This is a genomic window from Conexibacter stalactiti, from assembly GCF_033542075.1.
GTDB classification, from domain to species: Bacteria; Actinomycetota; Thermoleophilia; order Solirubrobacterales; family Solirubrobacteraceae; genus Conexibacter; species Conexibacter stalactiti.
In genome coordinates this window covers 46,613-66,341 of the sequence record NZ_JAWSTH010000008.1, presented here as the reverse complement: position 1 = coordinate 66,341, position 19,729 = coordinate 46,613, and the positions used below count along the sequence as shown (strand labels likewise).

At 69.7% G+C, this 19,729-nt stretch carries 19 protein-coding genes; 15 read left to right on the top strand and 4 right to left on the bottom strand.

Translation table 11 applies throughout. The features are described from left to right. Nucleotides 1-3: 3 nt before the first annotated feature. From R7226_RS05350 to R7226_RS05340, 3 genes are all read right to left on the bottom strand, one after another. Nucleotides 4-1,593 carry an FAD-dependent thymidylate synthase gene (locus tag R7226_RS05350; protein ID WP_318596005.1) on the bottom strand — a complete coding sequence of 530 codons (1,590 nt, stop codon included), beginning with the start codon at nt 1,591-1,593 and terminating at the stop codon, nt 4-6. Between the two features lie 72 nt (nt 1,594-1,665). Then, a complete protein-coding gene (gene serS / locus R7226_RS05345) occupies nt 1,666-2,904 on the bottom strand; it encodes a serine--tRNA ligase (RefSeq protein ID WP_318596004.1) in 1,239 nt (412 codons plus the stop codon). Between the two features lie 18 nt (nt 2,905-2,922). Then, nucleotides 2,923-3,462, bottom strand: coding sequence for a c-type cytochrome (locus R7226_RS05340; RefSeq protein WP_318596003.1), 540 nt, complete (start codon nt 3,460-3,462; stop codon nt 2,923-2,925). Between the two features lie 34 nt (nt 3,463-3,496). On the opposite strand from R7226_RS05340, the gene R7226_RS05335 reads away from it, so the two are divergent. Continuing rightward, nucleotides 3,497-3,910 carry a cupredoxin domain-containing protein gene (locus tag R7226_RS05335; RefSeq protein WP_318596002.1) on the top strand — a complete coding sequence of 138 codons (414 nt, stop codon included), beginning with the start codon at nt 3,497-3,499 and terminating at the stop codon, nt 3,908-3,910. A gap of 331 nt (nt 3,911-4,241) precedes the next feature. Here the strand turns inward: R7226_RS05335 and R7226_RS05330 are convergent, their stop codons facing one another. After that, entirely contained in the window at nt 4,242-4,694 is a 453-nt protein-coding gene (locus R7226_RS05330; RefSeq protein WP_318596001.1) for a hypothetical protein, read from the bottom strand. A 95-nt stretch (nt 4,695-4,789) separates the two neighbouring features. On the opposite strand from R7226_RS05330, the gene R7226_RS05325 reads away from it, so the two are divergent. The 14 genes from R7226_RS05325 (at nt 4,790) to R7226_RS05260 (ending at nt 19,696) form a co-directional block, all read left to right on the top strand. Further along, the gene (locus R7226_RS05325; RefSeq protein WP_318596000.1) at nt 4,790-5,155 is read left to right on the top strand and encodes an NADH-quinone oxidoreductase subunit A; all 366 of its coding nucleotides are present in this window, start codon (nt 4,790-4,792) and stop codon (nt 5,153-5,155) included. Between the two features lie 77 nt (nt 5,156-5,232). Further along, complete coding sequence (locus R7226_RS05320; protein ID WP_404827780.1) at nt 5,233-5,835, top strand: NADH-quinone oxidoreductase subunit B; 603 nt, start codon at nt 5,233-5,235, stop codon at nt 5,833-5,835. Further along, entirely contained in the window at nt 5,828-6,337 is a 510-nt protein-coding gene (locus R7226_RS05315) for an NADH-quinone oxidoreductase subunit C (protein ID WP_318595999.1), read from the top strand. The genes R7226_RS05320 and R7226_RS05315 overlap by 8 nt, the downstream gene beginning before the upstream one ends. A 65-nt stretch (nt 6,338-6,402) precedes the next feature. Then, nucleotides 6,403-7,578, top strand: coding sequence for an NADH dehydrogenase (quinone) subunit D (nuoD, locus tag R7226_RS05310; RefSeq protein WP_404827779.1), 1,176 nt, complete (start codon nt 6,403-6,405; stop codon nt 7,576-7,578). Further along, a complete protein-coding gene (locus R7226_RS05305; protein ID WP_318595997.1) occupies nt 7,578-8,213 on the top strand; it encodes an NADH-quinone oxidoreductase subunit NuoE family protein in 636 nt (211 codons plus the stop codon). The genes nuoD and R7226_RS05305 overlap by 1 nt, the downstream gene beginning before the upstream one ends. After that, nucleotides 8,206-9,516: an NADH-quinone oxidoreductase subunit NuoF gene (nuoF, locus tag R7226_RS05300; RefSeq protein ID WP_318595996.1), complete on the top strand. Its 1,311-nt coding sequence runs from the start codon at nt 8,206-8,208 to the stop codon at nt 9,514-9,516. The genes R7226_RS05305 and nuoF overlap by 8 nt, the downstream gene beginning before the upstream one ends. Beyond that, a complete protein-coding gene (nuoG, locus tag R7226_RS05295) occupies nt 9,516-11,990 on the top strand; it encodes an NADH-quinone oxidoreductase subunit NuoG (protein WP_318595995.1) in 2,475 nt (824 codons plus the stop codon). Before nuoF ends, nuoG begins: the two co-directional genes overlap by 1 nt. Next, a complete protein-coding gene (gene nuoH, locus R7226_RS05290) occupies nt 11,987-13,021 on the top strand; it encodes an NADH-quinone oxidoreductase subunit NuoH (protein WP_318595994.1) in 1,035 nt (344 codons plus the stop codon). Before nuoG ends, nuoH begins: the two co-directional genes overlap by 4 nt. Continuing rightward, on the top strand, nt 13,021-13,554 hold the full coding sequence (gene nuoI / locus R7226_RS05285) for an NADH-quinone oxidoreductase subunit NuoI (protein WP_318595993.1): 534 nt from the start codon (nt 13,021-13,023) through the stop codon (nt 13,552-13,554). The genes nuoH and nuoI overlap by 1 nt, the downstream gene beginning before the upstream one ends. Before the next feature lie 8 nt (nt 13,555-13,562). Beyond that, on the top strand, nt 13,563-14,276 hold the full coding sequence (locus R7226_RS05280; protein ID WP_318595992.1) for an NADH-quinone oxidoreductase subunit J family protein: 714 nt from the start codon (nt 13,563-13,565) through the stop codon (nt 14,274-14,276). Between the two features lie 3 nt (nt 14,277-14,279). Continuing rightward, entirely contained in the window at nt 14,280-14,579 is a 300-nt protein-coding gene (nuoK, locus tag R7226_RS05275; RefSeq protein ID WP_318595991.1) for an NADH-quinone oxidoreductase subunit NuoK, read from the top strand. Next, nucleotides 14,576-16,591: an NADH-quinone oxidoreductase subunit L gene (nuoL, locus tag R7226_RS05270; protein WP_318595990.1), complete on the top strand. Its 2,016-nt coding sequence runs from the start codon at nt 14,576-14,578 to the stop codon at nt 16,589-16,591. Before nuoK ends, nuoL begins: the two co-directional genes overlap by 4 nt. A 10-nt stretch (nt 16,592-16,601) precedes the next feature. Then, nucleotides 16,602-18,122, top strand: coding sequence for a complex I subunit 4 family protein (locus R7226_RS05265; protein ID WP_318595989.1), 1,521 nt, complete (start codon nt 16,602-16,604; stop codon nt 18,120-18,122). Next, nucleotides 18,119-19,696 (top strand): NADH-quinone oxidoreductase subunit N, encoded by a 1,578-nt coding sequence (locus R7226_RS05260; protein ID WP_318595988.1) that lies wholly within the window; start codon nt 18,119-18,121, stop codon nt 19,694-19,696. The genes R7226_RS05265 and R7226_RS05260 overlap by 4 nt, the downstream gene beginning before the upstream one ends. The last annotated feature ends 33 nt before the right edge of the window (nt 19,697-19,729 follow it).

Here is a 19,729-nt window from a genome sequence, read left to right as displayed (position 1 = left end):
TCCCTACTGCTGCGCGGCGGAGCGCTTGGCCTCGGTCCGCATCTCCGAGAGGATCCGCTCCAGGCGCGGCTCGGCGGTGCGGTCGACGTGCGTCATCGCGGCGCCGACGGCCGGGTGGACGGCGGCGATCTGCGCGTGCAGTTCGTGCGCGACGGCGCGGTAGCTGGGGTGGCCCTCGCGGCCGGAGCGCAGCTCGATCAGCTGCATCGCGGCGCGCGCGTTCATGTCGAGCACGTAGCGGATCCGGTAGCCGAGGCAGACGGCGTACTGGGCGGCGTCGCGCAGCCCCTGGCCGGCGAGCCGCTCGTACTCGACGCGCGAGATCTCCAGGGCGCGGCGGTAGGCGTCGCCGGCGCCGGCCTGCTCGACCTCCTCGGGCACCTCGGCGCCGAGCGCGGGCGTGAGCCCCTGCCACTGCACGGTCAGCATGCGGTGACGCTGAAGGTCGCGGAAGGCGCCGTAGTCGGAGACGATCTCGAAGCGGTAGCGCAGCGCCTCGAAGCCGCGGCCGGGGCGATGGCGGCGGTTGTCGCGCGCGCCGATCAGGTCGCGCAGCAGCTCGGCGCGGTGATCGTCGTCGAGGCCGGCGACGGTCGCGCGCGTGCGCTCCTCGGGGGCGCCGGTCGCCTCGAACAGAAGCGCGGCGAGCAGGTCGTCCTCGTCGCCGTCGACGCGCAGCAGCGCGACCGACGCGCCCTCGCCCTGCTCGTGCTCGTCGAGCCCGAGGCGCCGTGCCCAGGCGCGCCCGGCGTCGGTGCGCGTGCGCAGGTAGTCGACCCAGGCGCCGCCGCGGTCGGGCCGCTCGATGCGCGTGACGAAGCTCGGGATCGTCGCCTGCACCGCCTCCAGCAGCATCCGGCCGTAGCGCTGCGCCTCCGGCAGCGGGTGGGCGAGCAGGTGGAGGATCAGCTGCTCGTAGGTCTGTCCGGTCGCGAAGATCCCCATGTGCGACAGCGAGGCGGCCGGCAGCAGGCCGCGCAGCAGGTCAAGGGCCTTCGCCTTGATCGCGCGCGCGTGGGCCGCCTCCGACTCGCCATCGCCGCGCGGGAAGCGTTCGGCGACCGACGCCGTCACGACCGGGATCGCGGCCGAGTAGATCGCGAAGATCTCGTCCATCGCGGCGGCGTACTCGGGACCCAGCGCGGCATCGCGGTAGTAGCGGTAGCCACCCCCGGGCATCGGCGCGTCGTAGGCGATGTAGCGCGTCGACTGCTCCAGATAGGCGCCGAGGCGGGGCCGCTGGAGCACCTTCGTCAGCACGTTGGAGACCCACTCGCAGGCGACGTGGGCGCCGCCCAGCTGCGCGACCGAGTCGTCGCCGTAGCCGAGGAAGATCCGCTCGTAGAGCTGCGCGGCGCGGTCGCCCTCGCCGGTCGTGTCCCAACCGGCCGGCAGCTCCGGCAGCGAGTCGGCGAACTCGTCGAGGAACAGCCGCCGCAGCGTGCCGGGATAGCGCGAGTAGCGCGCGAAGAGGGCGCCCTTGACCGTTTCGGGCAGGTTCGTCAGCGCGAAGACGGGACCGTCGAGGTCGCTGAAGTGGGGTGCCAGGCGGGTGCGCTCGGCGGCGGTGAAGGTCTCGTTCGGGTAGTCCAAGGGACGCGCGATGCTAGCGAGCCGAACGGACGCCGGGAGGCCGGTCGGCGGGGTTGCTGACGATGCCGGCCGCTACGACGCGGCTGGAATGACCGCCGGCGCGCCGGCGTCGGCGAGCACCTGCGGCAGGACGATCGATCCGTCCTCCTGCTGACCGTTCTCCAGCAGCGCGATGATCGTGCGCCCGACCGCGACCGCGGTGCCGTTGAGCGTGTGCAGCGTGACCGGCTTCTTGCTGTCCTTCGGCCGGTAGCGGATGTCGAGGCGGCGGGCCTGGAAGTCGGTCGTGTTCGACGTCGAGGTCAGCTCGCGGAAGCGCTCCTGCCCCGGCAGCCAGCCCTCGGTGTCGTACTTGATCGCGGCCGAGGCGCCGAGGTCGTCGACGGCGATGTTGAGCACGCGGTAGGGGATCCGCAGGTCCTGCAGGATCGACTCCTCCAGCGCCAGCAGGCGCTCGTGCTCGGCGCCCGACTGCTCGGGCGTCACGAACGAGAACATCTCGACCTTGTCGAACTGGTGGACGCGGAAGATCCCGCGCGTGTCTCTGCCCGCCGAGCCGGCTTCGCGGCGGAAGCAGGGGGAGAAGCCGGCGTAGCGCAGCGGCAGCTGCTCCTCGTCGAGGATCTCGCCGGCGTGCAGCGAGGCGAGCGCGACCTCGGAGGTGCCGGCGAGGTAGAGGTCGTCGGCCGGCAGGTGGTAGATCTGCTGCTCGGTGTCGGGCAGGAAGCCGGTCCCGTAGAGCGCCTGCTCGCGCACGAGCACCGGCGGGATCACGGGCTCGAAGCCGCCCTCGGCGGCGAGCTTGCCGAGCACCCAGCGCACGAGCGCCAGCTCCAGCAGCACGAGGTCGCCTCTGAGGTAGGCGAAGCGCGAGCCGGACAGGCGCGCGCCGCGCTCCATGTCGATCCGGTCGCCGGCGAGCGCGAGGTGGTCCTTGCCGGTCTTCGTCGCGTCGCCGACCTCGCGCACGACGGTGTCCTCCGGTGCGGCGTCGGGCGACGGCACGTTCGGCAGCGCCAGCAGCAGCCGGTCGAGCTCGGCTCTGACGGCGGTCTGCTCGTCGGAGCGGGCGCGGCCGCGGGCGGCCAGCTCGCTCATCGCCTGATGCTCCTCGGGCGTCGGCGCGCCGCGGCGGCCGCGGCTGAGCTGGTTCTGCTCGGCCTGGATCGCCTCCAGCTCGACGGTCAGCGCGCGCCAGCGCTCGTCGGCGGCGAGCAGTCTGTCGATCGCGTCGGGGGCGACGTCGCCACGACGCGCGAGCCCGGCGCGGACGGCGTCGGGCTCTCTGCGGATCAGTCTGAGGTCGAGCACGGCCCCGACGCCTCGCGGCTACTCGCCGGTGTCGGAGGTGGCGTCGCCGGTGTCGTCGCCGCCGGCGTCGTCTCCGGTCGCGTCCGGCGAGTTCTGCTCGGCGTCGCCGGCCTCAGGCACCTCAGAGGTGCATCTGAAGCCGTTGTCGGCGTTGCCGGTGCCCTCCGGGCGGGGGCCGGCGTCGGCGCCGGCGTACTTGGCGATGAACTGCGCGACCAGCTTCGCGTCCTCGCCGACGACGATGTTGGCCGGCATGATCGCGCCGGAGAAGCCGCCGTTCTGGATCGCGTAGAGGACCCGCTCGTAGCACTCGTGGCGAACGTTGAAGTTCGGGCCGTCGGTGCGCTCGCGCGTTCTGATGTTCGCGGCGGAGCCGCGCGTGCCGACCTTGGTGAAGGTGTGGCAGCCGGCGCAACGCTCTTTGAAGACCTCGGCCGGGCGATACTCGGACGTATCGCTCTTGGAGACCTCGATCTTCTGTTCGCCACAGGCGGCGAACGTGACAGAGGCAGCCAGCGCGGCGGCTGCGAGGGTGATCGACTTCGGAAGGCGCGTCATGCGGTCGGGGACTATACGGAAGAATCCCGCCGAGATGCCCCTCCACCTCCCCGCACCTTCCCTCGCACGTCCCCCCGCGCGTCCGCTCGCGATCGTCCTCGCCGTCGTCGCGCTGCTCTGCGCGGGGTGCGGATCGCCCGCCGCGGTCGACGTCGCCGAGACCGAGCCGGTCGCGGTCGCGATGTCCGAGTTCCGCCTGACGCCGCAGAGCGTGAGGCTCCAAGGCGAGGGCGAGCGCACCTTCGAGATCCGCAACGAGGGGACGATGGTGCACCGCTTCGAGCTGCGCAGCGAGGACGGCACCAGACGGCTGGCGCTCGGCGAGCCGCTGCGCCCGGGCGAGTCGCAGGAGCTGACGGTGAGGCTGCCGCGCGGGACCTTCCTGATGCGGTGCGCGCAGGAGCGTCACAACACGCTCGGCGAGCACGGCACCGTCACGGTCCTCTGAGCGACTGTCACCTCGCTGGGGCGGTGAGGCGGGCGCGGCGGCGCTTAATTAGGGCAACCTAACTTTCGCCGACCGCGAGCGTTTCCGTCCAGCGCTGTGACGGTGCCACACAGCAGTGAATTAGGGTCGCCTAACTTCTTCCGGGAACGGGCGTGCAGGAGAACGCGACGCGGCGGCGAAGATCGCACGCAGTCCCGGCGCCGGCCGAGACGATCTTCCTTTCGATCGTCCTCAACGGCGGCAACCAAAGAGGGTCGGTGCCGGGACCCTCAGCTTCCTCACAGCCTGTCCGCGCCGCTTCCCTCGGCGGCGCGGCGGGCGCTGTGCGGCCTCAGATCGCGCCGGCCTCGCTGGCCGCCCGCAGCGCCAGCAGCGCGACGACGAAGCAGGAGATCGTCATCACGCCCACCTCGCGCCGGACGATCGACAGCACCACGACGCGCTGCTCCTCGGCAGGCAGTTCTCCCACCTCCTGGGAGGACGCGAAGCCGCGCGCCTCGAGGATCGTCTCGGCTGAGCCGATCCGCAGCTGCTCGGCGATGAAGGTGATCGCGACGGGCAGCACGCCGTAGAGGATGTGCAGGTCGCCGTCGGGCGAATGACCGAGCACGAGCAGCAACGCGCCCAGCAGGACCTGCACGACGATCGTGACCTGCGCGACGCGCAGCAGTCGCCAGAACAGCAGGCTCGGCTCGACTCTGAACCAGGCCCACGCACCGACGATGCCGGCGGCGAGATTGAAGACGAGCAGGAGCACGCCGATAACGAGATGAACGGTGGGCATCTTTGCGCCTTTCAGCACATTTGATTCGACACTTTAAGCACTAAGTAACACGTTGTTACAAGCTTGCTCGGACTGGTGATATAACCACGGCGGAGATGTTGACTACCTACGGTCCTGCCATCGTTTTCGTCGTACTGGGCGCTGTCATCGGCGGCGTCTTCGTGACCGCCGGTTCGCTCCTCGGACCCAAGCGCGCGGGTTCCACGAGAGAGGCTCAGGTCACTCCCTACGAGTGCGGCCTGCCCTCCGAGGTGAGAGGCAACTTCCGCTTCGGGATCAGCTTCTACCTGATCGCGATGCTCTTCATCCTCTTCGACATCGAGGTCATCTTCCTCTATCCGATCGCCGTGCAGCTGAAGGCGTTCGGGACCTTCGCGCTGGTGGAGACGATCGTCTTCATCGTGCTGCTGATGGTGGCCTTCGTCTATGTCTGGCGCCGAGGTGCGCTCGAATGGAAATAACGCGAGCAAAGCTCGGTGCCCCCGCCGTCGAAGGCGGCGGCGAGGAGTTCCGCATCCAGCAGCAGCGCGCCCGCGACATGCTGCGCGGCGACCTGACCGACGCCGAGCTGGAGGCGTACGTCGAGGAGCGGGTGCTGACCACCACGCTCGACAAGGTGACCGCCTGGGCGCAGGGCAACTCGATGTTCCCCGCGACCTTCGGCCTCGCCTGCTGCGCGATCGAGATGATGTCGCTGCCGGGCGCGCGCCTGGACATCGGCCGCTTCGGCTTCGAGGCCTTCCGCGCCTCTCCGCGCCAGGCCGACATGCTGATCCTCTCCGGCCGCGTCTCGATCAAGATGGCGCCGATCGTGCGCCGCATCTACGACCAGATGCTCGAGCCGCGCTGGGCGATCTCGATGGGCGCCTGCTGCTCGTCGATGGGCGTCTTCAACAACTACGCGATCGTCCCGGCCGACAAGTTCATGCCGATCGACGTGCACGTCCCCGGCTGCCCGCCGCGCCCGGAGGCGCTCGCGCACGCGATCCTGAAGCTGCGCTCGAAGGTCCAGGGCAACCCGCCCAGAGGCTGGCGCGAGCGCTACGAGGCGATCGGCACCGAAGAGGTCGTCGGCGCCGCCGACCGGCCCGGCGTCAACGCGATCAACGTCTTCCAGTCCGGGGAGACACAAGGTGCCTGACGCGACCGGCTTGGAGCTGATCGCTCAGGGCCTCCGCGACAGGAACCCCGACGCCGTCCTCGACACGCTCCACTTCCGCGGCGAGGCGACGATCTCGGTCGCGCCCGCGCACGTGCGCGAGGTGCTGCTCGCGCTGCGCGAGCAGGGCTACAGCTTCCTCGCCAGCCTCCACGGGGTCGACTACTACCCCGAGGAGCCACGCCTGTCGGTCCACTGGCAGCTGCTCGACATGAGCGCCGTCGACCGCATCTGCGTGAAGGTCCGGCTGCCGCTCGACGACGCCCACGTCGACTCGGTCGTCGACATCTGGCCCGGCGCCAACCATCCGGAGCGCGAGGTCTACGACATGTTCGGGATCGTCTTCGACGGCCACCCCGACCTGCGCCGCATCCTGATGCCCGAGGACTACGAGGGCTACCCGCAGCGACGCGACTTCCCGGTCGGCGGCGAGCCGGTCATCTTCACCTACAACGAGGACAAGATCCCGGGGTGGACGCAGTGAGCACCGGCATCTCCGACTACCGCAGACGCGAGGAATCGACCTCGTACTCCGCCGAGCCCGCCGGCATGGGGCTCGAGCAGGAGATGATGACGGTCAACATGGGTCCGCATCACCCCTCCACGCACGGGGTGCTGCGCCTGATCCTGACGCTCGAGGGCGAGATCGTCCGCGACATCAAGCCGATCATCGGCTACGTCCACACCGGCATCGAGAAGACCGCCGAGCAGAAGGCGTACTGGAAGGTCATCCCCGTCGTCGAGCGGATGGACTACCTCTCCTACTACTTCAACGCGTACGCCTTCTGCGGCGCCGTCGAAAAGCTGCTCGAGGTCGACGTCCCCAAGCGCGCGCAGTACCTCCGTGTGATCCACATGGAGCTGAACCGCATCATGTCCCACCTCGTCTGGCTCGGCACCAGCTGCATCGACCTCGGGGCGATCGGCATGTGGTGGTACGCCTTCCGCGAGCGCGAGCAGGTCCTCGACCTGTTCGAGATGTCCTCCGGCCAGCGCATGCACACGCGCTACTTCCAGGTCGGCGGCGTCATAGAGGACATCCCCACCGGCTGGGCCGAGCGCGTCAAGAGATTCACCAAGACGATGCGCGAGCGCTCCCAGCAGTACAGCGCGCTGCTCGACAAGAACGAGATCTTCCTCCAGCGCATGCGCCACACCGGCGTCGTCGACGAGAGAACGCTGATCGACCTCGGCGTGACCGGCCCGCTGCTGCGCGCCGCCGGCAACCCGTGGGACCTGCGCAAGGCCGATCCGTACTGCTCCTACGAGGACTTCAGATTCCGCATCCCGGTCGGGACCGAGGGCGACAACTACGATCGCTACCGCGTCCGCCACGCCGAGATCCTCGAGTCCTGCGAGATCATCGACCAGGCGATCGACGGCCTGCCCGAGGGGCCGCACATCACCGAGGACCGCAAGGTCGCGCTGCCGCCGCGGCATGAGCTGGCGACCTCGATGGAGGCGCTGATCCACCACTTCAAGCTCGTCACCGAGGGCTTCCGCGTCCCGCCGGGCGAGGTCTACAACGCGATCGAGTCGCCGCGCGGCGAGCTCGGCTGCTTCGTGCGCTCCGACGGCTCCTCCAAGCCGGCCCGCGTGCACATGCGCGACCCCTCGTTCGTCAACCTGCAGGCGACCGCGCCCGCGACCCGCGACACCTACATCGCCGACCTCGTCGCGACGCTGGCGATGCTCGATCCCGTCCTCGGAGGGGTGGACCGCTGATGGCTGAGCAGACCTCGGCCGTGGCTCGCTACGGCCACGGCTCGCGCATCCCTGGCTGGGACGACTCCGTCGACCTCAGCAAGGACCCCGCCGTCGTCCCCGACCCGGCGACGACGCCCGTCCCCGACGCGCTGCGTGCGGAGATCGAGGCGTCGATGGCGAAGTACCCCGAGTTCCGCTCGGCGACGATCCCTGCCCTGCACGCCGCCCAGGCGGTGCACGGCTGGTGCTCGCCGGAGGCGATCGAGCAGGTCGCCTGCGTGATGCGGCTGACGCCCGGCTACGTGACCGCGGTCGCGACCTTCTACGACATGTTCGAGACCAAGCCGGTCGGCAGACAGCGCGTCTACGTCTGCACGAACATCTCCTGCTCGCTGCGCGGCGGCAAGGAGATGCTGGCGGCGGTCGAGGCGGCCGCCGGCGGCGACCCCGACTTCAACGTGCGCGGCTTCGAGTGCCTCGGCGCCTGCGACATCGCGCCGATGGCCTCGGTCAACGGCGAGTTCGTCGGCCCGCTGGAGCTCGCCGACGCGGAGCAGCTGATCGCGGACCTGAGAGAGGGCCGCGAGGTGCTCCCCGACAAGCAGCTGTCCCGGCGCCCCTGCGCCGATCCAGGAGCGAACCCCAATGGCTGACAAGCTTCTCTTCGACCGCATCGACGAGCCCGGCCTCGACACGATCGAGGTCTACCAGCGCCGCGGCGGCTACGAGTCGCTCAAGCGAGCGCTGAGAATGACGCCCGAGGAGGTTCTCCAGAACCTGCTCGACTCCGGCCTGCGCGGCCGCGGCGGCGCCGGCTTCGCGATGGGCAAGAAGGTCTCGTTCCTGCCGAGAGGCGCGATGGACAAGTACCTCGTCTGCAACGCGGACGAGTCCGAGCCGGGGACCTTCAAGGACCGCGAGCTGATGCAGAAGTCGCCGCACATGCTGATCGAGGGCATGATCATCGCGGCGTACGCGGCCGGCGCCAACCGCTCCTTCATCTACATCCGCGGCGAGTACGAGCTGCAGGCGATGAAGCTGGAGGCGGCGCTGATCGAGGCGCGCCAGGCCGGCTTCCTCGGCGAGGACATCCTCGGCTCGGGCCACTCGCAGACGCTCGTGCTGCACCGCGGCGCCGGCGCCTACATCTGCGGCGAGGAGACCGGCCTGCTCGACTCGCTCGAGGGCAAGCGCGGCAACCCGCGCCTGAAGCCGCCGTTCCCGGCCAACCAGGGCCTCTACCAGGGCCCGACGCTGATCAACAACGTCGAGACGCTCGCGACGGTTCCGCACATCATCAAGATGAGCGGCACCGAGTACGCGAAGCTCGGCGTCGAGAACTCGGCCGGCACGAAGCTGATCTCGATCTCCGGCAACGTCCAGAGACCGGGCAACTACGAGATCGAGCTGGGCATGAAGTCCAGAGACATCATCTACGGCCTCGCCGGCGGTCCGCTGCCGGGCCGCGAGATCAAGTTCTGGTTCCCGGGCGGCTCCTCCTCGCCGGTGCTCAAGCCGGAGGACCTGGAGCTGGGCTACGACTTCGACTCGATGGCGAAGGCCGGCTCGATGCTCGGCTCCGGCGCGATCATCGTCGTCGACGACAGCAACTCGGTCGTCGACGTCGCGCTGACGCTGGCGAAGTTCTACAGACACGAGTCGTGCGGCAAGTGCACGCCCTGCCGCGAGGGCACCAACTGGACCGTGAAGATGCTGCAGCGGATCCACGACGGCGACGCGACGCCGATGGACCTCGACATCATCGCCTCCGTCCAGGACCAGATCATGGGCAACTGCCTCTGCGTGCTCGGCGACGCGATGGCGATGCCGCTCTCCTCGATGGTCGCGAAGTTCCGTGACGAGTTCGAGCAGTACATCGAGGAGGCGCGCGAGCGCGCCGGTCTCGGCGCCGCGCCGGACCCGTCGCCGATCGAGATCGCTGGAGCCGCCGCCTGATGCCCCGCCCCGAAAGACAGTTCGTCACGTTCTCGATCGACGGCCGCGAGGTCAGCGCGCCGGCCGGCGTGATGCTGGCCGACGGCGCCAAGTACGGCGACATCGAGATCCCCGTCTTCTGTTACGAGCCGAAGCTCGGCGCGCCGGTCGGCGCCTGCCGCATGTGCCTCGTCGAGGTCGAGGGCATACCGAAGCTGCAGACCGCCTGCTCGACCCCGGTCAAGGACGGCATGGTCGTCCACACGCAGACCGCGCGCGTGAGAGAGGCACAGAACTCGGTCGTCGAGTTCCTGCTCGTCAACCACCCGCTCGACTGCCCCGTCTGCGACAAGGGCGGCGAGTGCCCGCTGCAGGACATCACCTTCGGCTGGGGCCGCGGCGTCTCGCGCATGGTCGAGCCCAAGCGCCACTTCAGAAAGCCGCTGGAGCTGTCGCCGCTGATCGCGATCGACCGCGAGCGCTGCATCCTCTGCTACCGCTGCGTGCGCTTCTCGCAGGAGGTCAGCGAGGACTACCAGCTGATCCTCAACGAGCGCGGCGCCTCGTCGTTCGTCGGCACCTTCGACGGCCATCCGTACGTCGCGCCATTCAGCGGCAACATCATCGAGCTGTGCCCCGTCGGCGCGCTCACCTCGCGCGCCTACCGCTTCCGCGCGCGGCCGTGGGATATCGAGGGCTCCGGCTCCGTCTGCACCCACTGCCCCGCGCAGTGCAACGTCGAGTTCACCGTTCGCGACGAGCGCGTCCTGCGCGTGCTCGCGCGCGACAACCACGGCGTCGACGACGGCTGGCTGTGCGACAAGGGCCGTTTCGCCTACCAGGCGATCCACTCCGAGGAGCGCGTCGTCGAGCCGCTCGTGCGCGATCCCGAGAGCGGCGAGCTGGTCCCCGCGACGTGGGAGTACGCGCTCGACGTCGCCGCCGCCGCGCTGAGCGAGGCCGGCGCCAAGAGCGCCGCGATCGCCGGCGGCACGACGACCAACGAAGAGGGCTTCCTGCTGCAGCGCCTGCTGCGCGAAGGGCTCGGCTCGGCCGACCTCGACGCGCGCGCCGGCCTGCCGGCGGTCGCGCCCGAGACGCAGCGCGCGCTCGCCGCGCCGGCGCTGCAGGCGACGATCCCCGACCTCGAGTTCGCGCACACCGTGCTCGTGCTCGGGACCGACCCGATCGACGACGTCGCCTCGCTCGACCTGCGGATCCGCAAGGGCGTGCGCCGCAACGGCGTCAAGCTCGCCGTCGCGACCAGCCGCCCGAGCGCGCTCGACCCCAACTCGAAGCTGTGGCTGCGCTACGCGCCCGGTGCCGAGCACGCCTTCCTGGCGGCGCTCGAGGCCGAGCTGACCGGCGCCGGCGGCGTGCAGGAGCTGTGCGACAAGGCCGACGCCGACCCGAAGGCCGTCGCGGCGCTCGCCGCGCTGCTGAAGGACGGCGGCGAGGACGTCGTGATCCTCTGGAGCCAGCGGCTCGGCAGCGCCCCGCTGCCGTCGCTGCTGAACGTCGCCGCGACGCTGAGACTGTCTGAGCGCGACGGCGCCGGCCTGCTCGAGGTCCCGGTCGGCGGCAACGGCCGCGGTCTGCGCGAGGTCGGCGTCCAGCCGAACGCCGGACCGGGCCTCGCCGACGCGAAGAAGGCCGGCAAGGGCGCGCGCGAGATCGCGACCGCCGCTGCCAACGGCCAGCTCGACGCGCTCTACCTGCTGCACGCCGACCCGGTCCGCGACTACGCCGACCGCCGCCTGTGGGAGGCTGCGCTGAGCGAGGCCGGCGCCGTGATCGCGCACGCCTCGCTGCTGAGCGGCGCGCTGCGCGCGACCGCGACCGTCGTCTTCCCGGCCGAGTCCTACGCCGAGAAGGAGGGCACGATCGTCAACCTCGACGGCCGCGTCCAGCGCCTGCGTCCCGCGATCGGCCGCCCCGGCTCGGTCCGTGCCGAGTGGCAGGTGCTCGCCGACGTCGCCAAGCGCGTCGGCCTCGACGTCGGCGCCCTCACCGGCCCGATGGTGACCAGACAGGTCGTCGCCGCCGTCCCGTTCTACGCCGGCCTGTCGCTGGAGGAGATCGGCGGCAAGGGCGTCCGCTGGCAGGAGCGCGAGGCCGCCGCGAGCGCGCCCGCCGCGCCGGCCGGCCCGTTCGATGGCGGCGAGCCGCTCGCCGCGCCGAGACCGAACGGCGCCCTGCGCCTCGGCACCTACCGCTCGATCTGGGCCGCGCCCGAGGTCGAGGCATCGCCCGCGCTGAAGTTCCTGAGCGCCAAGCAGCAGGCGGAGATCTCCCCGGTCGACGCCGACCGCCTCGGCCTCGACAACGGCGCCAAGGTCTCCGTCAGCGCAGGCGACGCGAGCGTGCTCGCGAAGGTCTTCGTGCGCGGCAACGTCCCCGCCGGCACGGTCTTCCTCGCGGAGGCGACCGCCGAGCAGTCCGCGACCGAGCTGCTGGGCGAGGAGCCCCGGCTCGTTGAGGTGCGCCCCGCATGAACGTGATCCTTCCGTTCGCCGAGGTCGGCTTCGCCGAAGCCTGGTGGATCCAGATCCTCAAGGCGGTGATCATCTTCCTCGTCGGCTTCACGATGGTGCCGCTTGCGCTGATGCTCGACCGCAAGCTGATGGGCCGCATGCAGATGCGCTACGGCCCCAACCGCGTCGGCCCCTTCGGCGCGCTGCAGCCGATGGCCGACATCGGCAAGCTGCTGTTCAAGCAGCAGTTCCGCCCGAGAACGTCGGTCGGCTTCCTGTTCGCCGTCGCGCCCGCGATCTCGATGGTCTGCGCCGCCGGCGCCTTCGCCGTGATCCCGTTCGGGCCGGTCGTCGACATCTGGGGCGCGGACGTCGGCCTCTACGGCATCGACGTCTCGATCGGCATCCTCTTCGTCTTCGCCTTCTCGGCGCTGTCGGTCTACGGGCTGATGCTCGGCGGCTGGGCGTCGGGCTCGAAGTACTCCTTCCTCGGCGCGATGCGCTCGGCCGCCCAGCTGATCTCCTACGAGGTCTCGATGGGCCTGTCGCTGATCGGCGTCGTGATAACGGCCGGCACGCTGTCGCTGACCGAGATCGTCGAGGCGCAGGCCGGAATGTGGTACATCATTCCGCAGTTCGTCGGCTTCATAATCTTCCTGCTGGCAGCGTTCGCCGAGACGAACCGGCCGCCGTTCGACCTCACCGAGGCCGACGCCGAGCTGGTCGGCGGCTACTCGACCGAGTACGGCGGCGGCCGCTTCGCCGCCTACTACGCGGCCGAGTACTTCCACCTCGTGATCGCGTCCGCGATCGCGGTGACGATGTTCTTCGGCGGCTGGATGCTGCCGTTCGGGATCGACCCGCCGCAGTGGGTCGACCCGATCGTCGTGATCGTCAAGACGGTGCTGGTCGTCTGCTTCTTCATCTGGGCGCGCACCACCTTCCCGCGCCCGCGCTACGACCAGCTGATGTCGCTCGGTTGGAAGATCCTGCTTCCCCTGGCCACGGCGAACGCGCTCGTGACCGCAATCATCGTGGTGGTGACTCACTGATGGCCTGGAACCCCGGCGACGACGTCATCGCCGTTCAGCGCGCCCCGGAGCCCGGTGGCGCCGGCGGCGCGTACCGCGCCTTCGGCGAGACCCTGCGCGGCCTCAAGACGACGTTCGCGCGCATGCTGGAGAGACCGGTCGTCTACCAGTACCCGGAGGAGAAGGTCCCGGTCTACCCGCGCTTCCGCGGGCGCCACAAGCTCCACCGCTTCGAGGACTCGAAGCTGGAGAAGTGCGTCGGCTGCTCGCTCTGCGCGGCCGCCTGCCCGGCCGACTGCATCCGCGTCGTCGCGGCCGAGAACACGCCGGACCACCGCGTCTCGGCCGGCGAGCGCTACGCCGCCGTCTACGAGATCAACCTCTCGCGCTGCATCTTCTGCGGCTACTGCGAGGTCGCGTGCCCGTTCGACGCGATCACGATGGGCCACGACTACGAGATGTCCGACTACAACCGTCAGGACCTCATCTTCACGAAGGAGATGCTGCTCGCCGAGCCGCTCGAGCGCACTCCGCTGCGGACCGAGGACGAGTAGCGAGCGTCATGTCCGCTGTCATCTTCTTCATCGCCGCGATCGGCGCCCTCGCGGGAGCGATCGGCGTCGTCGCGCTCAGAAACCCGTTCTACAGCGTGCTCGCGCTGGTCGGCCACCTGATCTCGCTGTCGGCGCTCTTCCTGCTGCTGCGGGCCGAGTTCCTCGCCGCCGCGCAGGTGATCGTCTACGCCGGCGCCGTCACCGTGCTGTACGTCTTCGTCGTCTCCTACGTCGGCGACGGCACCGTCCCGCTCGGCCCCGGCGGCCTGCGCCTGCGCAACGTCTCGGCGCTGTTCGTCGGCGTGCTGTTCGTCGAGCTGTCGATCGCGATCCTCGGCTCCGGCCTGAAGGCGATCGACGGCGAGGGCGCGCCGTACGTCCCCGGCTTCGGCACGCCCGAGTCGATCGGCGAGGCGCTGCTGACGAAGTTCCTGCTGCCGTTCGAGCTGGCCTCGCTGCTGCTGCTCGTCGCCGCCGTCGGCGCCGTGATGCTGGCGCGCCGCCGGATGGGCGGCACGACGCTCGAGGACCTGCCCTACGACGAGTCGCGCTACATCACGCCGCGCTCGCTCTTCAGCGGCACGATGGCCGAGGCCGTCGGCGCGCTCCACGCGCCGCCGGAGGACCCGCGCCAGACCGCGCGCCAGACGGCGCCGTACGTGCCGCCGGCGGAGCGCAAGCCGGCCGAGCCCGTCCCCGCGGACGAGACCAAGGAGGACTGACCCATGGACATCGGTTGGTACCTGGTCGTCTCGGCCCTGATCTTCTGCATCGGCGCAGGCGGCGTGCTCACGCGGCGCAACCCGCTCGTGATCCTGCTCTGCCTGGAGCTGATGCTCAACGCGGCGAACCTGTCGCTGATCGCCTTCTCGCGCATGCACGGGAACGCCGACGGCCAGATCTTCGCCCTGATCGTGATGGTCGTCGCCGCCTGCGAGGTCGCCGTCGGCCTCGGCCTGATCGTCGCGATCTTCCGCCGCAAGCTGCCGATCGACGTGGATGAGCTGAAGGAGCTTCAAGGGTGAGCACTACGACCTGGGGCTGGCTCGTCCTCGCCTTCCCGCTGGCGGGGACGATCCTCATCGGCCTCGGCCACAAGCGCCTCGGCAGAGGCCCGGCCGGCGCGATCGGCACCGTCGCGATCCTGCTCGCGTTCATCTCGGCGGTCAACGCGCTGATCTCGCTGCAGGACCACGAGAGAGAGCACCGCCAGCTCGTCTCCTCGCTGTGGGACTACGCGGTCACCGGCTCGATCGACGCGAGACTGTCGATCCTCGTCGACCCGCTGTCGGTCTTCATGATGCTCGTGATCACGGGCGTCTCGACGCTGATCCACCTCTACTCGATCAGCTACATGAAGAGCGACCGCGGCAACGCGCGCTACTTCGCGTACCTGAACTTCTTCGTCTTCTCGATGCTGGTGCTGGTGCTGGCGGCGAACTTCTTCCTGCTGATCGTCGGCTGGGCGTTCGTCGGTGCCGCCTCGTACCTGCTGATCTCCTTCTGGTACCGCCGTGAGACGGCGACGCGCGCCGGCATCAAGGCGTTCGTGATCAACGTCGTCGGCGACGTCGGCCTGGTGCTCGGCACCTTCTTCATCCTGCGCTACAGCGGCACGCTCGACTTCCTCGGCACCTTCCACGCGGTCGAGCAGGGGGCGTTCGACGCCCACAACGGCACGCTCGTCGCCGGCTGCCTGCTGCTGCTCGTCGGCGCCTTCGCGAAGTCGGCGCAGATCCCGTTCCACACCTGGCTGCCGGACGCGATGGAGGGCCCGACGCCGGTCTCCTCGCTGATCCACGCCGCGACCATGGTCACGGCCGGCGTCTACCTGATCAGCCGCATGTTCCCGCTCTTCGAGGCCGCTCCGGCGGCAGCGAACGTCGGCGCGATCGTCGGCGCGGTGACGCTGTTCGTCGCCGGCACGATCGCGCTGGTGCAGACCGACATCAAGCGCGTGATCGCGTACTCGACGATGTCGCAGATCGGCTACATGATCATGGGCGTCTCCGCCGGCGCCTACGCCGCGGGCATGTTCCACCTGCTGACGCACGCCTTCTTCAAGGCGCTGCTGTTCATGGCGGCCGGCTCGATCATCGGCGCGATGGCCGGCGCGCAGTCGCTCGACAAGATGTCGGGCTTCAAGAGATCGATGCCGTTCACCTTCGGCTGCTTCGTCGTCGGCGGCCTCGCGCTCTCCGGCGTGCCGCCCTTCTCCGGCTTCTTCTCCAAGGACGAGATCCTCGCCTTCGTCGGCAACCGCGGCGACTGGTTCGTCGCGCTCTACGTCGTCGGCTACATCGGCGCGTTCCTGACCGGCATATACACGTGGCGGATGATCTTCCGCGCCTTCTTCGGCAGACCGGTCCCCGAGGCCGTCGAGCTGGAGCACGGCCACATCGCCCACGCGGAGTTCCCGACCAACCCCGCCAACGGCGAGCGCGAGGACACCGAGGTCGGCTTCCCCGGCCCCGAGCATGTGATCGCCGAGCGCGAGTGGAGAATGAAGGTCGCGATGGGCCTGCTGGCCGTCGGCGCGACGATACTCGGCGTCCTCCAGATACCGATGGTGACCGAGGTCATCACGAACTTCCTGGAGCCGACCTTCGAGCACTCGAAGTACGCCCACACGCATCCCTCCGACGGCTTCGTCTGGTTCGGCATGATCCTCGGCACCGTCGTGGCGCTGACCGGCATCTCGATCGCGTACTACATCTGGGTGAAGAAGCCGGGCCTCTCGACGGCGCTGCAGACGCGCTTCAGAGCGGTCCACACCTTCCTCTTCAACAAGTGGTACTTCGACGAGCTGATCGACCTGCTGGTCGTGCGGCCGTGGGGGGCGGTCGGCACCTGGGCGCGCACCTGGTTCGAGCGCGTCATCTCCGACGGGCTGATCGTCGGCGGCGCCAGCGGCGTCGTCAAGGCCGGCTCGCAGGCCGTGCGCGCGCTGCAGACCGGCTTCCTGCGCTACTACGCCGCGCTGCTGCTGTTCGGCGGGGCCGCGGTCGTCCTGTACTTCCTGATCGCGAGCACGTGAGGCGCCGCTGATGACTCTCTCGATACTCATCTGGCTGCCGCTCGTCGTCGCCGTGCTCGGCGTCATCCTCGGCGGCAAGATCGCGCCGAAGCTGACCGTGCTCGGCACGCTCGTCACGCTCGGGATCGCGATCTCCTTCGTCGTCCGCTTCAAGAGCGGCGAGGACGGCCTCCAGTTCGTCACCAACGAGGCGTGGATCTCCGAGCTGGGGATCTCCTACAAGCTCGGCGTCGACGGCCTCAACGTCGTGCTGATCCTGCTCGCCGCCTTCCTCTTCTCGCTGTCGGCGATCTTCGCCAACCTGCGCGAGTGGGAGCGTCCGCAGCTCTTCTACTTCTGGTTCGGCATCGCGCAGACGGCGGTGCTCGGCGCCTTCGTCGCGCAGGACCTGATCCTGTTCGTCGCCTTCTTCGACCTGATGCTGATCCCGTTCTACTTCCTGACCGGGATCTGGGGCTCGGGCGACCGCGAGACGCGCGTGCGCGGCACGCAGAAGCTCGTGATCTACACGCTCGTCGGCTCGCTGCTGATGCTCGTCGCGGCGATCGCGACCGGCGTGCTCGCGGCCGAGCAGCACGACACCGACATCACCTATTCGATCTCGGCGCTGCAGCAGCTGCCGCTCAGCGACGGCTCGCAGAACTGGATCTTCCTCTGCTTCGCCGCCGCCTTCCTCGTGAAGATGCCGGCCTTCCCGCTGCACGGCTGGCTGCCCGACGGCTACAAGGCGATGCCGCTGCCGGCGCTCGGGGTCTTCTCCGGCGTGCTGTCGAAGGTCGCCGCCTACGGCTTCCTGCGGATCGTGCTGCCGGTCTTCCCGGACGCCTCCGTGCACTTCCAGGAGCTGCTGCTGCTGATCGCGCTCGGCTCGATCCTCTACGGCTCGGTGATGGCCTTCTCGGCGCAGAACGTGCGCATGGTCGTCGCCTTCTCGTCGGTGGCGCAGATGGGCTTCATCACGCTCGGGATCTTCGCCCTCAACGAGGACGGGGTCCAGGGCGCGCTGCTGCAGATGGTCAACCACGGCCTCGTGACCGTGCCGCTGTTCTTCATCGTCGGCCTGCTGGCCGCGCGCGCCGGCGGCTCCGAGGAGATCAGAGACCTCGGCGGGATCGCCTTCCGCGCGCCGGTGCTGGCGACGCTCTTCCTGATCGTCTCGCTGGCGACGCTGGCGATGCCGGGCTCGGCCAACTTCGCGGGCGAGTTCCTGATCCTGCTCGGCGTCTTCAAGGCGAAGGTCGCGTTCGCCTTCTTCGCCTCGATCGGCGTCGCGCTCGCGGCGGTCTACGCGCTGCGCGCCTTCATCAAGGCGATGCACAACCGCGTCAACCCGGGCGTCGACTCGCGTGAGGTGACCTTCCGCGACCTCGCCGTGCTGATCCCCTCGGTCGTCGTGATCCTGGCGCTCGCGCTCTACCCGCAGTTCGGGCTGGAGAAGACCGAGACGACGGCGAAGGAGACCGTCGCGCAGGTGCAGGCGAAGACCGGTCAGCTGACCGCAGACAAGACCTCCGAGGAGCACCAGCCATGACCTCCGCGCTCGTGACCGCGGCCGCCAGAGGGCCGCACATCGACTGGGCCGGCCTCTCGCCGCTCGTCGCGCTGGCGGCCGGCGGCGTGCTGGTGCTGCTGGTCGGGATCTTCCTCGGCCGCTCCGCCAAGCACGTCACGCCGCTGCTGGCGATCGCGGCGCTCGCCGCCTCGATCGGCCTCTCGGTCTGGCAGTTCGGCGAGTCGAAGTCGATCATCTCCGGCGCGCTGGCGATCGACGACCTGACGCTGACGCTCAACTTCATCCTCTGCGCGACCGGCATCGCCGCCGTGCTGCTGTCGTGGCGCTCGCGCGCCGCGCAGGTCGCCGGCCACGCCGAGTACTACGCGCTGCTGCTGCTGTCGCTGCTCGGCATGCTCGTGCTCGTGGGGGCGCAGAACCTCGTCACGCTGTTCGTCGGCTTCGAGCTGCTGTCGATCCCGCTCTACGTCCTCTGCGCCGCGGAGTTCCGTCGCGAGGGCTCGCTCGAGTCGGGCCTCAAGTACCTGATCGTCGGCTCGGTCGGCTCCGCGACGCTGCTCTACGGCCTCGCGCTGATCTACGGCGCGACCGGCTCGACCGACTTCGCCGGCATCAACGACGCGCTGCGCGACGGCGAGATCGCCGGCGACGTGCTGATGCTCTCGGGCGTCGGCCTGACGCTCGTCGGCCTCGCCTTCAAGGCATCGGTCGCGCCCTTCCACCAGTGGACGCCCGACGTCTACCAGGGCGCGCCGACGCCGATCACCGCCTTCATGGCGGTCGCGACGAAGGTCGCCGCCTTCGGTGTGCTGCTGCGCCTGTTCGACGTCGCGCTGCCGACGATCTCGCCCGACTGGGGCCCGGCCGTCGCCGCGCTCGCCGCGATCACGATCATCGTCGGCAACGTCGGCGCGCTCGGCCAGACGTCGCTGAAGCGGATGCTCGCCTTCTCCGGTGTCGCGCAGGCCGGCTATCTGCTCGCCGGCGTCGTCGTCGGCACGCAGCTCGGCGCCAAGGCGACCGTCTTCTACCTCGTCGTCTACGCGGCGATGAACATCGCCGCCTTCTCGGTCGTGATCGCGCGTGAGCGCGCGTCGATCTGGGGCGACGAGATCAGCGCCTTCGCCGGCCTCGGCAGATCGCAGCCGCTGCTGGCGTGGCCGCTGACGATCGCGATGCTCGGCCTTGCGGGCATCCCCGTCACGGCCGGCTTCATCGGCAAGTTCTACTTGATCGACGCTTTGGTCTCGGGCGACTACGCGTGGCTGGCGATCGTGCTCGTGATCGGCTCGATGATCTCGCTCGGCTACTACCTGCGCGTGATCGCGGCGATGTGGATGGGCGAGCCGGAGGCGGCCTCCGAGCCGGCCGCGGCCGGGCCTGCCGCGCCGACGGTCGCGGGCGCCCCCGGCGCTCCGCCGATCATGGCCGGCGGCTCGCAGGAGGCCGACGAGCTGGTCGACGGCGTTCAGCCCGAGGTGCTCGGCGTCGCCTGGCTGGCGACCGCCGTGATCCTCTTCTTCGGCATCATCCCGTCGCCGCTGTTCGAGCTCGCCGGCAAGGCCGGCGAGTCGCTGACGGGCATCTTCTAGGGCGAGCAGAGGAGAGTTTTGGTCGCTCAGCGA

Bases quoted from the DNA above. Each gene is read 5' to 3' on its own strand.
- nuoK (WP_318595991.1), top strand. From the start codon at position 14,280: ATGGACATCGGTTGGTACCTGGTCGTCTCGGCCCTGATCTTCTGCATC.
- nuoH (WP_318595994.1), top strand. From the start codon at position 11,987: ATGAACGTGATCCTTCCGTTCGCCGAGGTCGGCTTCGCCGAAGCCTGG.
- nuoI (WP_318595993.1), top strand. From the start codon at position 13,021: ATGGCCTGGAACCCCGGCGACGACGTCATCGCCGTTCAGCGCGCCCCG.
- R7226_RS05340 (WP_318596003.1), bottom strand. From the start codon at position 3,462: ATGACGCGCCTTCCGAAGTCGATCACCCTCGCAGCCGCCGCGCTGGCT.
- R7226_RS05335 (WP_318596002.1), top strand. From the start codon at position 3,497: ATGCCCCTCCACCTCCCCGCACCTTCCCTCGCACGTCCCCCCGCGCGT.
- nuoD (WP_404827779.1), top strand. From the start codon at position 6,403: ATGGGGCTCGAGCAGGAGATGATGACGGTCAACATGGGTCCGCATCAC.
- nuoF (WP_318595996.1), top strand. From the start codon at position 8,206: ATGGCTGACAAGCTTCTCTTCGACCGCATCGACGAGCCCGGCCTCGAC.
- R7226_RS05320 (WP_404827780.1), top strand. From the start codon at position 5,233: ATGCTGCGCGGCGACCTGACCGACGCCGAGCTGGAGGCGTACGTCGAG.
- R7226_RS05265 (WP_318595989.1), top strand. From the start codon at position 16,602: ATGACTCTCTCGATACTCATCTGGCTGCCGCTCGTCGTCGCCGTGCTC.
- R7226_RS05330 (WP_318596001.1), bottom strand. From the start codon at position 4,694: ATGCCCACCGTTCATCTCGTTATCGGCGTGCTCCTGCTCGTCTTCAAT.
- R7226_RS05260 (WP_318595988.1), top strand. From the start codon at position 18,119: ATGACCTCCGCGCTCGTGACCGCGGCCGCCAGAGGGCCGCACATCGAC.
- nuoG (WP_318595995.1), top strand. From the start codon at position 9,516: ATGCCCCGCCCCGAAAGACAGTTCGTCACGTTCTCGATCGACGGCCGC.
- R7226_RS05325 (WP_318596000.1), top strand. From the start codon at position 4,790: ATGTTGACTACCTACGGTCCTGCCATCGTTTTCGTCGTACTGGGCGCT.
- R7226_RS05280 (WP_318595992.1), top strand. From the start codon at position 13,563: ATGTCCGCTGTCATCTTCTTCATCGCCGCGATCGGCGCCCTCGCGGGA.
- R7226_RS05305 (WP_318595997.1), top strand. From the start codon at position 7,578: ATGGCTGAGCAGACCTCGGCCGTGGCTCGCTACGGCCACGGCTCGCGC.